General features: G+C 70.8%; 11 protein-coding genes. 8 read left to right on the top strand and 3 right to left on the bottom strand.

Annotated elements, in window-relative coordinates; genetic code table 11:
* Positions 1-11 precede the first annotated feature (11 nt).
* Positions 12-707, top strand: coding sequence for a DUF4190 domain-containing protein (locus ACQPZG_RS09790; RefSeq protein ID WP_433545440.1), 696 nt, complete (start codon positions 12-14; stop codon positions 705-707).
* An 80-nt stretch (positions 708-787) separates the two neighbouring features.
* On the opposite strand, the gene ACQPZG_RS09785 is transcribed toward ACQPZG_RS09790, so the two are convergent.
* Positions 788-1,351: an NADAR family protein gene (locus tag ACQPZG_RS09785; RefSeq protein ID WP_433545439.1), complete on the bottom strand. Its 564-nt coding sequence runs from the start codon at positions 1,349-1,351 to the stop codon at positions 788-790.
* Between the two features lie 205 nt (positions 1,352-1,556).
* On the opposite strand from ACQPZG_RS09785, the gene ACQPZG_RS09780 reads away from it, so the two are divergent.
* From ACQPZG_RS09780 to ACQPZG_RS09750, 7 genes are all read left to right on the top strand, one after another.
* Positions 1,557-3,071 (top strand): gamma-aminobutyraldehyde dehydrogenase, encoded by a 1,515-nt coding sequence (locus ACQPZG_RS09780; RefSeq protein ID WP_433545438.1) that lies wholly within the window; start codon positions 1,557-1,559, stop codon positions 3,069-3,071.
* Between the two features lie 46 nt (positions 3,072-3,117).
* On the top strand, positions 3,118-4,383 hold the full coding sequence (locus tag ACQPZG_RS09775; RefSeq protein ID WP_433545437.1) for an ABC transporter substrate-binding protein: 1,266 nt from the start codon (positions 3,118-3,120) through the stop codon (positions 4,381-4,383).
* 262 nt (positions 4,384-4,645) lie between these two features.
* Positions 4,646-5,797 (top strand): ABC transporter ATP-binding protein, encoded by a 1,152-nt coding sequence (locus tag ACQPZG_RS09770; RefSeq protein ID WP_433545436.1) that lies wholly within the window; start codon positions 4,646-4,648, stop codon positions 5,795-5,797.
* Positions 5,794-6,714 carry an ABC transporter permease gene (locus ACQPZG_RS09765; RefSeq protein ID WP_433545435.1) on the top strand — a complete coding sequence of 307 codons (921 nt, stop codon included), beginning with the start codon at positions 5,794-5,796 and terminating at the stop codon, positions 6,712-6,714. The genes ACQPZG_RS09770 and ACQPZG_RS09765 overlap by 4 nt, the downstream gene beginning before the upstream one ends.
* Positions 6,714-7,535 carry an ABC transporter permease gene (locus ACQPZG_RS09760; RefSeq protein WP_433545434.1) on the top strand — a complete coding sequence of 274 codons (822 nt, stop codon included), beginning with the start codon at positions 6,714-6,716 and terminating at the stop codon, positions 7,533-7,535. Before ACQPZG_RS09765 ends, ACQPZG_RS09760 begins: the two co-directional genes overlap by 1 nt.
* A 44-nt stretch (positions 7,536-7,579) precedes the next feature.
* Entirely contained in the window at positions 7,580-8,998 is a 1,419-nt protein-coding gene (locus tag ACQPZG_RS09755) for an NAD(P)/FAD-dependent oxidoreductase (protein ID WP_433545433.1), read from the top strand.
* Between the two features lie 194 nt (positions 8,999-9,192).
* Positions 9,193-9,645, top strand: coding sequence for a hypothetical protein (locus tag ACQPZG_RS09750; protein WP_433545432.1), 453 nt, complete (start codon positions 9,193-9,195; stop codon positions 9,643-9,645).
* Here ACQPZG_RS09750 and ACQPZG_RS09745 read toward each other — a convergent pair.
* Together ACQPZG_RS09745 and gabT are read right to left on the bottom strand one after the other, a co-directional pair.
* On the bottom strand, positions 9,578-10,174 hold the full coding sequence (locus ACQPZG_RS09745; protein ID WP_433545431.1) for a phosphatase PAP2 family protein: 597 nt from the start codon (positions 10,172-10,174) through the stop codon (positions 9,578-9,580). The two genes, ACQPZG_RS09750 and ACQPZG_RS09745, sit on opposite strands and share 68 nt — an antisense overlap.
* A gap of 346 nt (positions 10,175-10,520) precedes the next feature.
* Positions 10,521-11,864, bottom strand: coding sequence for a 4-aminobutyrate--2-oxoglutarate transaminase (gene gabT / locus ACQPZG_RS09740; protein WP_433545430.1), 1,344 nt, complete (start codon positions 11,862-11,864; stop codon positions 10,521-10,523).
* Between the last annotated feature and the right edge of the window lie 181 nt (positions 11,865-12,045).

Below are 12,045 nucleotides of genomic sequence, written 5' to 3'. Positions count from 1 at the left end.
CGGGAGGGCCCATGTCAGACAACACGCCGCAGTATCCGGAGGCACCGGATCCCTGGGCGCCGCCGGAGAACTCCGGGCACCGGGTGCCGCTGGACAAGCCGGGCGCGTCCGCGCCGGGCGGGCCGCCGCCGAACCCGGTGCACGACCAGCCGACGGTGACGTCGATGCCGGCCGCCCCCTCGGACGCGGTGCCGGGCGTGCCCACGGCGCCCGGCACGCCGGGCCCCACCGCGGCCTACGGATACCCCGCGGGCCAGAGCGTGCCCGGCGGCACGCCCGGGGCCTACGGCTACCCGCCCGCCTCGCCCTACCCCACCGGCGGCGCGTACCCGGGGTACCCGGGCTACGCCACACCGGGTGGCTGGACGGGGCAGCCGCGGAACGGCTTCGGCATCACGGCGATGGTGCTCGGGATCGTGTCGATCCCCCTGTTCTGCATGTGGGGCATCGTGAGCATGGTCCTCGGCATCATGGCCGTGGTCTTCGGGGTCCTCGGGCGCAAGCGGGCCGCACAGGGGGAAGCGACGAACGGCGGCATGGCGCTGGCCGGGATCATCACCGGATCGGTCGGCATCCTGATCGGGGCCGTGTTCCTCGCCTTCATGATCTGGGCGATCGTGCAGAGCGAATCGCGGGCGAGCGCCGACCCGTGGGACGCGGACTCGCAGCGCGCTTCCGCCGGTGTGGTGGCGGCAGCCGCCCGCTAGACCGGCCGACGCCGGAGCCCGCTCCGGCCCGGCTCCGGCCCGCTGTCCGTCCGAGACCTCGCCCCCTGTCGGTCGGGGCGTCAGGGGGCCGGCGACCCCTGGGCCGCCAGCAGGTCCCTGACCTCCATGAGTGCGAAGCCCAGGAGATTCTGACCCTGCCACTGCGCGGGGTCCGCGGCCCGCGGGTCGTCCGCCGTCAGGCCGATGCCCCAGACCCGGTCCATCGGGCTCGCCTCGACCAGCACGCGGCCGCCCGTGCCCAGCAGGTACGCACCCAGGTCCGGATGCCGGGCGAACTTGTGGACGTTTCCCTCGACGACGATGTCGAACCGGCGGTCCTGCCAGCGGGCGTCCTCGAAGCCGCGGACGAGGCGGCCGGCCTTCTTCGCGGCGGCGGGCGAGGTGGCCTCCAGCGCCGCCCGCCGCGCCTCCTCGTCGCCGAAGAGCTCCGCCTTGCGGGCCATCATCCAGTGCTCGGCGGTCGCGTACCGCACGCCGTCCACGGTGAACGGGGACTGCCACCACTGGCTGAAAACGCTCGGCCCGAGCGAGCCGTCCGGTTGCGGACGGTGACCCCAGAAGTAGAGGAACTTCACCCTCTCGCCCCTGTTGACCTGCGCCGTCAGCTCTTCGATCCGTCCCATGCATGCGAGTCTGGCATCCGCCACTGACACTCCGTACGGTATTTCCGCGCCGACTCGACACACGGTCGACCGAATCCGTCGCGTAACCAAAAGGCAACAACGGAATCACTTGTTGGCGGCGTCCGGCTCTGTCAGGATCGGCAATCAAATCAAGCTGGAGCTACGCCGACCCCCGTATGACGGGGTGAACGGCGGAGGAGAGCGCATGGGCAACCGCTTCCAGGTGCAGGACCGTTTCGCAGACGGCGCACAGTACATCGGCGGGCAGTTGCGTCCCGGTACCTCGGGTCGTACTCACACGGTCGTGAACCCCGCCACCGGCGAGGGGATCCACACCTACGAGCTGGCCGGAACCGAGGACGTCGACGCGGCCGTGGCAGCCGCCAAGGCGGCTTTCCCCGGGTGGTCCGGCGCGACCCCCGCCGAGCGTTCCGACGCGCTGCACAGGTTCGCGGCCGTCCTCGCCGAGCAGGCCGAGGACTTCGCGTACGCGGAGTCGTTGCAGTGCGGCAAGCCGATCAAGCTGTCCCGGGAGTTCGACGTCCCCGGCACGATCGACAACGCGGCCTTCTTCGCCGGTGCGGCCCGGCACCTGGAGGGCAAGTCGGCCGGCGAGTACGACGGTGACCACACCTCGTACGTCCGCCGCGAGGCGATCGGTGTCGTGGGTTCCATCGCTCCCTGGAACTATCCGCTCCAGATGGCCGCCTGGAAGGTGCTGCCGGCCATCGCGGCGGGCAACACCATCGTGCTCAAGCCCGCCGAGCTGACCCCGTTCACCTCGCTCATGTTCGCCCGGGCCGCCACGGAGGCAGGGCTGCCGGACGGCGTCGTCAACGTCGTCACGGGCGCGGGCAAGGAGGCCGGCGAGCACCTCGTCGGCCACCCCGACGTCGCCATGACCTCGTTCACCGGCTCCACCCCGGTCGGCAAGAGGGTGGCAGAGATCGCCACGGCGAGCGTCAAGCGGCTGCACCTGGAGCTGGGCGGCAAGGCTCCGTTCCTGGTCTTCGACGACGCGGACCTCGAAGCCGCGATCCACGGCGCGGTCGCGGGCGCGCTCATCAACACCGGCCAGGACTGCACCGCCGCCACGCGCGCGTACGTGCAGCGTCCGCTGTACGACGCCTTCGTCAGCGGGGTCGCGGAGCTGATGGAGTCCGTCCGGCTGGGCGACCCGTTCGACGAGTCGACCGACCTCGGCCCGCTCATCAGCTTCGCCCAGCGCGACCGCGTCGCCGCCGTGGTCGACCGGGCACGTGCCTACGCCCGCATCGTGACCGGCGGCGAGGCCCCGCAGGGCGCCCTCAAGGACGGCGCCTACTACCGCCCGACCCTGATCGCCGACGCCGCCCAGGACAGCGAGGTCGTCCAGGACGAGATCTTCGGCCCGGTGCTCGTCGTGCTGCCCTTCGACAGCGACGACGAGGGCATCGCTCTCGCCAACGACACCCCGTACGGTCTGGCCTCCTCGGCCTGGACCCGCGACGTGTTCCGCGCCCACCGCGCCACCCGCGAGATCAAGGCGGGCTGCGTCTGGGTCAACGACCACATTCCGATCCTCAGCGAGATGCCGCACGGCGGGTACAAGGCCAGCGGCTTCGGCAAGGACATGTCGGCGTACTCGTTCGAGGAGTACACCCAGGTGAAGCACGTCATGTTCGACAACACCGCGGTGGCCCGCAAGGACTGGCACCGCACGATTTTCGGGGACCGATAAAGAGTCCGCCTGACCAGCGGCGACCCACCCGGAAGGGCGATTGCGCATGGAGCAGTTCCAGCACGGGAGATTCTCCGTACCGGGCCCCGGCGACCCCGTGGCGAATGCCGTGCGGCGCAGCATCACCAGCGGCCGGGGTGCTCTCACCCGCCGTTCGCTGCTGCGCGCCGCCGGCGGTGGCGCCCTCGCCGTCGGCGGCGTCGGCGCGCTGAGCGCCTGCGGCATTCCGGCCGCGGGCAGCAAGGACCGGGAAGCGGCGGTCGCGGACGACTTCTCGGCCAGGGAGAAGCAGGTCGTCTTCTCCAACTGGACCGAGTACATGGACGTCGACGAGAAGACCAAGAGGTATCCGTCCCTGGACGCCTTCACCCGGCGCACCGGGGTGTCCGTCAAATACACCGCGGACATCAACGACAACAACGAGTTCTTCGGCAAGATCCAGCAGCAGTTGCACAACGGCCAGGACATCGGCCGCGACCTGATCTGCGTCACCGACTGGCTGGCCGCCCGGCTGATCAGGCTCGGCTGGGTGCAGAAGCTGGACCCCGCACACCTGCCGCACGCGTTCGCGAACCTCAGCGCCCAGTTCCGCGACCCCGTCTGGGACCCGGGCCGGGCCCACTCGTACCCCTGGACCGGTATCGCCACGGTCATCGCGTACAACGAGAAGGCCACCGGCGGCCGCACGGTCGACTCCGTGACGCAGCTGCTCGACGACCCGGCCCTCAAGGGGAAGGTCGGCTTCCTCTCCGAGATGCGCGACAGCGTCGGCATGACGCTCCTGGACCTCGGCAAGGACCCCGCGAAGTTCACCGACGACGACTACGACGCGGCGATCGCCCGGCTCCAGAAGGCCGTCGACCGCCAGCAGATCCGCCGCTTCACCGGCAACGACTACACCGCCGACCTGGAGAGCGGGAACCTGGCGGCGTGCGTCGCATGGGCCGGTGACGTCGTACAGCTCGCCGCGGACAACCCGGCGGTCAAGTTCGCCGTCCCCAAGGCCGGCTACCTCTCCTCCTCGGACAACCTGCTGGTCCCCGCGAGGGCCCGGCACAAGGCCAACGCCGAGAAGCTGATCGACTACTACTACGAGCCCGGCCCCGCCGCGCAGCTCGCCGCGTACATCAACTACGTCTGCCCCGTCGACGGCGTCCGCGAGGAACTCGCCAAGATCGACGAGGAGCTGGCGAAGTCGCCGCTGATCCTCCCCGACAGGGCGATGGCCGCGCTGTCGCACTCCTTCCGGCCGCTCAGCGAGGCCGAGGAGAAGTCGTACGAGGAGAAGTTCGCCAAGCTCATCGGCGCGTAGCCGCCCGTCGCACCGCCCCCCCGCGCGCGTACAGGAAACGCCGGCCCCGCCGCACGACGCTTCGGCTGCGCCCCGCCGCGTACGCACAGAGGCGCCTCCCTCCCCGCACGCATCCCCGCATCTCCGCACCCCCGCATCCCGCATCCCGCATCCCCGCACCCCGCACCCCCGCACCCCCGCACCCCCGCACCCCCGCACCCCCGCACAGAGGCTCCGCCCCCGCACTCCCCGACGCACCCCGACTCCCCTGGGACCGCAACCCATGACTCAGCAGACCGAAGGCGGCGACGTCCGCCTCGCCGGGATCAGCAAGACCTACGGCTCCTTCACGGCCGTGCACCCGCTCGACCTGACCGTCCCGCAGGGCTCCTTCTTCGCCCTGCTCGGCGCATCCGGCTGCGGCAAGACGACCACGCTGCGCATGATCGCCGGCCTGGAGGACCCCTCCACCGGCACCGTCTCGCTCGGCGGCACCGACGTCACGCACCTGCCGCCGTACAAGCGCCCGGTGAACACCGTCTTCCAGAGCTACGCCCTCTTCCCGCACCTGGACATCAGCGAGAACGTCGCCTTCGGGCTGCGCCGACGCGGCATCAAGTCCGTGAAGAAGCAGGTCGACGAGATGCTGGAGCTGGTCCAGCTCGGCCAGTTCGCGCACCGCAAGCCGCACCAGCTCTCCGGTGGCCAGCAGCAGCGGGTCGCCGTCGCCCGCGCGCTCATCAACCACCCGCAGGTGCTTCTCCTGGACGAGCCGCTGGGTGCCCTGGACCTCAAGCTGCGCCGCCAGATGCAGCTGGAGCTCAAGCGCATCCAGACCGAGGTCGGCATCACCTTCGTGCACGTCACCCACGACCAGGAGGAGGCCATGACGATGGCCGACCAGGTCGCGGTGATGAACGGGGGCCGGGTCGAGCAGCTCGGCGCCCCCGCCGACCTGTACGAGAACCCGAGGACGACCTTCGTCGCGAACTTCCTGGGCACCTCGAACCTCATCCAGGCCGAGATCGCCGCATCCACCGCCGACGTCACCACCGTGACCTGCGGCGACGTCAAGCTGAAGCTTCCCGCCGACCGATGTCGGGCGCGGACCTCCACCGGCGACCGCATCCTCATCGGGGTACGCCCGGAGAAGGTGTCAATCGCGCACGCCGACGCCGCCGCCACGATTCCCGACGGCCGCAACCGCCTCACCGGGCGCATCGTGGCCTCCAGCTTCATCGGCGTCTCCACCCAGTTCATCGTCGACAGCCCCTCCTGCGCGGACTTCGAGGTGTACGTGCAGAACGTCGAGCGGGACGCCCGGCTGACCCCCGGCACCGAGGTCGTCCTGCACTGGAACCCGGAGCACTGCTTCGGCCTCGACGCCGACCAGGCCATCGACGCGGGCGTGCAGTCGGTGGAGGACGCCTCGTGACACTCACCCCGGCACGGCCCGTCGAGACGGATCCCCCCGTGCACAAGCCGTCGACGCGCAAGCGCCTGGTGCCGTACTGGCTGCTGGTGCCCGGCATCCTGTGGCTGCTGGTCTTCTTCGCGCTGCCGCTCGTCTACCAGGCGTCGACCTCCCTCCAGACCGGCTCCCTGGAGGCGGGCTTCAAGGTCACCTGGCACTTCCGGACGTACCTGGACGCGTTCGGCGAGTACTGGCCGCAGTTCGTCCGCTCGCTGCTGTACGCGGGCACCGCCACGTTCCTGTGCCTGCTGCTCGGCTACCCGCTCGCGTACCTCATCGCGTTCAAGGCGGGCCGCTGGCGCAACCTCGTCCTGGTGCTGGTCATCGCGCCGTTCTTCACCAGCTTCCTGATCCGCACGCTGGCCTGGAAGACGATCCTGGCCGACGGCGGACCGGTGGTCGACGTCCTCAACACCCTGCACATCCTGGACCTCACCGACTTCCTCGGCTGGACCGAGGGGAGCCGGCTGCTCGCCACACCGCTCGCGGTGGTCTGCGGTCTGACGTACAACTTCCTGCCGTTCATGATCCTGCCGCTCTACACCTCGCTGGAACGCATCGACGGCAAGCTCCACGAAGCTGCCGGGGACCTGTACGCGAGCCCCGCGACGACGTTCCGGAAGGTGACCTTCCCGCTGTCCATGCCGGGTGTCGTCTCCGGCACGCTGCTCACCTTCATCCCGGCGGCCGGCGACTACGTCAACGCCGAACTGCTGGGCTCCACCGACACCAAGATGGTCGGCTCGGTCATCCAGTCGCAGTTCCTGCGGGTGCTCGACTATCCGACGGCCGCCGCGCTGTCCTTCATCCTCATGGCGATCGTGCTGGTCATGGTCACCGTCTACATGCGCAAGTCCGGGACGGAGGAACTCGTCTGATGACGCAGCTCTCGAAACGACCCGTCACATGGCTCCGGCGCAATCTCGTCGTGATCGCGGGACTGCTGACGCTCGCCTACATGATTCTGCCGAACGTCGTCGTGATGGTGTTCTCGTTCAACAAGCCCAACGGGCGCTTCAACTACGCCTGGCAGCAGTTCTCGCTGGACGCCTGGAAGGACCCGTGCGGCGTCGCCGACCTGTGCGGCTCGCTCGCCCTCTCCCTCCAGCTCGGCTTCTGGGCGATGCTCGGCGCGACCGTGCTCGGCACGATGGTCGCCTTCGCGCTGGTCCGCTACCGCTTCCGGGCACGCGGCGCGATCAACTCCCTGATCTTCCTGCCGATGGCGATGCCCGAGGTCGTCATGGCGGCCTCGCTGCTGACGCTCTTCCTCAACATGGGCGCCCCGCTCGGCTTCTGGACCGTGCTCATCGCACACATCATGTTCTGCCTCAGCTTCGTGGTGACGGCGGTCAAGGCGCGCGTGATGTCCATGGACCCCCGGCTGGAGGAAGCGGCCCGCGACCTGTACGCCGGGCCCCTCCAGACCTTCCTGCGGGTGACCCTGCCGATCGCCGCCCCCGGCATCGCGGCCGGTGCGCTGCTCGCGTTCTCGCTGTCGTTCGACGACTTCATCATCACGAACTTCAACGCGGGCTCGACGGTCACCTTCCCCATGTTCGTCTGGGGCTCCGCCCAGCGCGGCACACCCGTACAGATCAACGTCATCGGTACAGCCATGTTCGTCATCGCTGTGCTGGTGGTCCTCGGCGGTCAGCTCCTCGCGAGCCGCCGCAAGAACAGTGCGGCGCCCAAGTAGGGCCGCCGCACCGCCCGAGCAGTTCCCCGAAGGAGTTGGAAACCATGGCCCCGGTAGCCATGCGTAGTGCCGCACAATCCCTTTCCGGCGCGAAGCCGCTGTCGTTCTGGCTCGACGACCCCGCACGCCCTGCCCCCGAGAAGTCCCTCACCGGGGACGAACGCTGCGACCTGCTGGTCGTCGGCGGCGGCTACAGCGGACTGTGGACCGCGCTGATCGCCAAGGAGCGCGACCCGCAACGCGACGTCGTCCTCATCGAGGCGCACGAGGTGGGCTGGGCCGCCTCCGGGCGCAACGGCGGTTTCTGCGCCGCCTCCCTCACCCACGGCCTGGGCAACGGCATCGCCCGCTGGCCCGAGGAGATCGGCAAGCTCGAAGAGCTGGGGGCGCGCAACCTCGACGCCATCGAGGAGGCCGTCGCCAGGTACGGGATCGACTGTGCCTTCGAGCGTACGGGCGAGATCGACGTGGCCACCGAGCCGCACCAGCTCGACGAACTGCGCGAGATGTACGAGGAGGCCGAAGGACTCGGTCTCGCCGCGCACAGGGAACTCCTCGACGCGGACGCCGTGCGCGCCGAGGTCGACTCGCCGACGTTCCTGGGCGGCCTGTGGGACAAGCGCGGCGTGGCCATGCTCAACCCGGCCCGGCTGGCCTGGGGACTCAAGCGGGCGTGCCTGGAACTCGGGGTGCGCGTCTACGAGAACACCAAGGCCACCCAGCTCGCCTCGGACGCCGACGGGACGGCCGTCCGTACCTCGTACGGGCGGGTCTTCGCCCGGCGCGTGGCGCTCGGCACCAACGTCTTCCCGTCGCTGGTGAAGCGGCTGCGGCACTACACGGTGCCGGTCTACGACTACGCCCTGATGAGCGAGCCGTTGACGGACGAGCAGCTGGCCGCCGTCGGCTGGCGCAACCGGGCGGGGCTCGGGGACAGCGCCAACCAGTTCCACTACTTCCGGATCTCCGAGGACAACCGGATCCTGTGGGGCGGCTACGACGCGGTCTACCACTTCGGCGGCAGGCTGAGCGCCGAGCTGGACCACCGCCCGGAGACCTACCTCAAGCTGGCCGAGCACTTCTTCACGTGCTTCCCGCAGCTGGCGGGCCTGCGCTTCACGCACGCGTGGGGCGGCGCCATCGACACCTGCACCCGCTTCTCCGCCTTCTTCGGCACCGCGCACGCGGGCAAGGTCGCGTACGCGGCCGGCTACACCGGCCTGGGCGTGGGCGCGACCCGCTTCGGCGCCGAGGTGATGCTCGACCTCCTCGACGGGAAGAAGACGGAGCGCACCGAGCTGGAGATGGTGCGCAGCAAGCCGCTGCCGTTCCCGCCGGAGCCGGTCGCCTGGGCGGGCATCGAGATCACCAAGCGCTCGATGGCCCGCGCGGACGACAACGGCGGCAGGCGCAATCTCTGGCTCAAGGCCATGGACAAGGCGGGCCTCGGCTTCGACAGCTGAGCCCCCGGCCGGACCCCGGCGCCCGCGCTGTGCGCCCCCGGCCGCTCCGGGGGCGCACCACCGCGCGTGCGCCGACGTCGGATTCACCCCTACGGGTGAGCGCAACCCGCGTCATGACGGCGTCCGGCCGCCCTCTCTCCCTGTGTACGCACCGTCCGACAGTGCACGGGGAAACGAGAAGGAGGCCGAGAGCGATGGTTGGCTCGGAAGCGAAGACCGCGGTGGAGTGGCTGGCCTCGGCCGCCCCGGACCCCGGGGCCTGCCGCTGGGAGTGGGAACGCAACCCGCTGGGTGTCGCCCTGCTGCCCGCCGGCCGCCGTTGGGACGTGCTGATCCTGCCCGGCGGACTGGGCTGCCCCACCCTCGACGTGCTGACCCGGCTGGTCGAGCGGCCCGGCCCGGTCCTCGCCGACTTCGGCGACGCGCGGATGGGCTTCTTCGTCCCCGCGGGCACGGCCGCCCGCTGGCTCGGCACGGGGGTGCGGGGCGCGGGCCGCGGCACCTGGATCGTGGTGCCCTACCCGGGCAGGACCACCGGCGGCGTCCGCTGGGTGGTCGCCCCGGACGGCCGGGGCACGCTCACCGATCCGGCGCTGCTGGAGCTCGCGATGCACGAGGCGGCGAGCCGACGGCCCCGGGACGACTGAGCCACCGCGCCGGGGCGAGCAGGATCACCCCCAGGCAGCCGGCGGCCAGCACGTCCAGCGGCCAGTGGTACCCGCGCAGGACGAGGCCGGCGCCGGTCGCCAGGGCGAGCACGAGCGCGACGGGCAGCGGCCACCGCGGACGCCCGCCGTGTGCGTGGGCCAGCAGCAGCGCGGCCCCGCCGTACGCGACGGCCGCCGTCGCGCCGTGCCCGGACGGGAAGTAGCCGGTGGCGGCCGGGTCCAGCGGCGACGGCCGGTCGGTCAGCGCCTTCAGCGGGACGACGACGGCGGGCACCGCCGCCGTTGCCAGCGCGACGGCGAGCGCGGGCAGCCGCACGCCGCGCCACAGCGCGTACCCGAGGGCGACGGCCAGGGCCGGGAGCGCGACCTGCACGTTGCCCAGGTCGGCACAGAACTCGGTGAGGATGCGGGGCCCGCGGCCGACCAGCAGGCGGTCCAGACGGATGTCGGCGTCGACCAGGGGGCCTCGTACGAGGACCTGCCAGGTGCACAGCGCGCACAGCAGCACGGCCGACAGCAGCGTCCACGGGAATGCCGATCGCCCCGGAGCAGGGGGGGTGGCTCCGGGGCGATCGGTCGGACCGGAGGACCGGCCGCCCCGGGGGGTGTGGGGCGGGCCGTCGTCCGATCGAGGAGATCCGGAGCCCGAGGCTCCGGGGGTGTGCGCGAAGGCACGGCCAGGGAAGTGCTGGGGAAGCGCCGCCCCGGATCCGTTCGCAGTCCCCTGCGAGCGGGGTGTTCCTCTCATCTGCCAGGAACCGTACGACAGGAGGGAGCGGGCCGACAACGGGACTGCGATCCCGCCATCGGCTTCCCACAGCTTCTTCACAGGGACAGTGTCCCCCGGAGGCGGATCAGATCGCGGCGAACGCGCCTTCCAGGATGTCCAGGCCCTCGTTGAGCAGGTCCTCGCCGATGACCAGCGGCGGCAGGAAGCGCAGCACGTTGCCGTAGGTGCCACAGGTCAGGACCAGCAGGCCCTCCTGGTGGCAGGCCTTGGCGAGCGCGCCGGCGGCAGCCGCGTTCGGGGTCTTCGCGCCGTCCTTCGTGCCGGACTCGACCAGCTCGATGGCGATCATCGCGCCGCGGCCCCGGATGTCGCCGATGACGTCGAACTTCTCGGCCATCGCGGCGAGGCGGCCCTTCATGACCTCCTCGATGCGCTTCGCCTTCCCGTTGAGGTCCAGCTCCTTCATCGTCTCGATCGCCCCGAGCGCGCCGGCGCAGGCCACCGGGTTGCCGCCGTACGTGCCGCCGAGGCCGCCCGCGTGCGGGGCGTCCATGATCTCGGCGCGGCCGGTCACCGCGGCGAGCGGCAGACCGCCCGCGATGCCCTTGGCGGTGGTGATCAGGTCGGGGACGACGCCCTCGTCCTCGCACGCGAACCACTGGCCGGTGCGGCAGAAGCCGGACTGGATCTCGTCGGCGACGAAGACGATGCCGTTGTCGGTGGCGAACTTCGAGATCGCGGGCAGGAAGCCCTTCGCGGGCTCGATGAAGCCGCCCTCGCCGAGCACCGGCTCGATGATGATCGCGGCGACGTTCTCCGCGCCGACCTGCTTGTTGATCATGTCGATGGCCTGGGCGGATGCCTCGGCACCGGCGTTCTCCGCACCGGTCGGCCAGCGGTAGCCGTAGGCGACCGGGACGCGGTAGACCTCCGGGGCGAACGGACCGAAGCCGTGCTTGTACGGCATGTTCTTGGCGGTCAGCGCCATCGTCAGGTTGGTCCGGCCGTGGTAGCCGTGGTCGAAGACGACGACGGCCTGGCGCCTGGTGTACGCGCGGGCGATCTTCACCGCGTTCTCGACGGCCTCGGCACCCGAGTTGAACAGCGCCGATTTCTTGGCGTGGTCGCCCGGGGTCAGCTCGGCGAGCTGCTCGCAGACCTCGACGTAACCCTCGTACGGCGTCACCATGAAACAGGTGTGCGTGAAGTCCTGGAGCTGCGCGGAAGCGCGGCGCACGACGGCCTCGGCGGATGCGCCGACCGAGGTCACGGCGATGCCCGAACCGAAGTCGATCAGTCGGTTGCCGTCGACGTCCTCGATGACGCCGCCGCCCGCGCGGGCCGTGAACACGGGAAGCACGGAACCCACCCCACCGGCGACCGTGGCCGTGCGGCGGGCCTGAAGCTCCTGCGACTTCGGGCCGGGGATGGCGGTGACGACGCGGCGCTCCTGCGGGACTGCGCTCATGAGGGGCTCCTCGGAGAAAGGGGTGTGGGGTGAATCCGGCGGAGGTGGGTCCGACGGGGTGAAACCGCCTGCGGCGATCCGACGGGGACGCATCCGGCGCTCGGGCTACTTCGCAGGCTAGGGGTGGGCCAGGGATGCGGGCATGTTCCGTCTCGGAGAAGTACGGGCGCCGCCTTGTCCG

Origin of the sequence: Streptomyces sp. CA-294286, from assembly GCF_050947155.1 — a bacterium.
GTDB lineage: Bacteria > Actinomycetota > Actinomycetes > Streptomycetales > Streptomycetaceae > Streptomyces.
Note: the sequence above shows the minus strand (reverse complement) of the source record. Positions and strands in the feature narration are given on the sequence as shown.

Excerpts from the sequence above, each read along its gene's own strand:
- ACQPZG_RS09785 (WP_433545439.1), bottom strand. The coding sequence starts at position 1,351 with ATGGGACGGATCGAAGAGCTGACGGCGCAGGTCAACAGGGGCGAGAGG.
- ACQPZG_RS09780 (WP_433545438.1), top strand. The coding sequence starts at position 1,557 with ATGGGCAACCGCTTCCAGGTGCAGGACCGTTTCGCAGACGGCGCACAG.
- ACQPZG_RS09770 (WP_433545436.1), top strand. The coding sequence starts at position 4,646 with ATGACTCAGCAGACCGAAGGCGGCGACGTCCGCCTCGCCGGGATCAGC.
- ACQPZG_RS09750 (WP_433545432.1), top strand. The coding sequence starts at position 9,193 with ATGGTTGGCTCGGAAGCGAAGACCGCGGTGGAGTGGCTGGCCTCGGCC.
- gabT (WP_433545430.1), bottom strand. The coding sequence starts at position 11,864 with ATGAGCGCAGTCCCGCAGGAGCGCCGCGTCGTCACCGCCATCCCCGGC.
- ACQPZG_RS09790 (WP_433545440.1), top strand. The coding sequence starts at position 12 with ATGTCAGACAACACGCCGCAGTATCCGGAGGCACCGGATCCCTGGGCG.
- ACQPZG_RS09760 (WP_433545434.1), top strand. The coding sequence starts at position 6,714 with ATGACGCAGCTCTCGAAACGACCCGTCACATGGCTCCGGCGCAATCTC.
- ACQPZG_RS09755 (WP_433545433.1), top strand. The coding sequence starts at position 7,580 with ATGGCCCCGGTAGCCATGCGTAGTGCCGCACAATCCCTTTCCGGCGCG.
- ACQPZG_RS09775 (WP_433545437.1), top strand. The coding sequence starts at position 3,118 with ATGGAGCAGTTCCAGCACGGGAGATTCTCCGTACCGGGCCCCGGCGAC.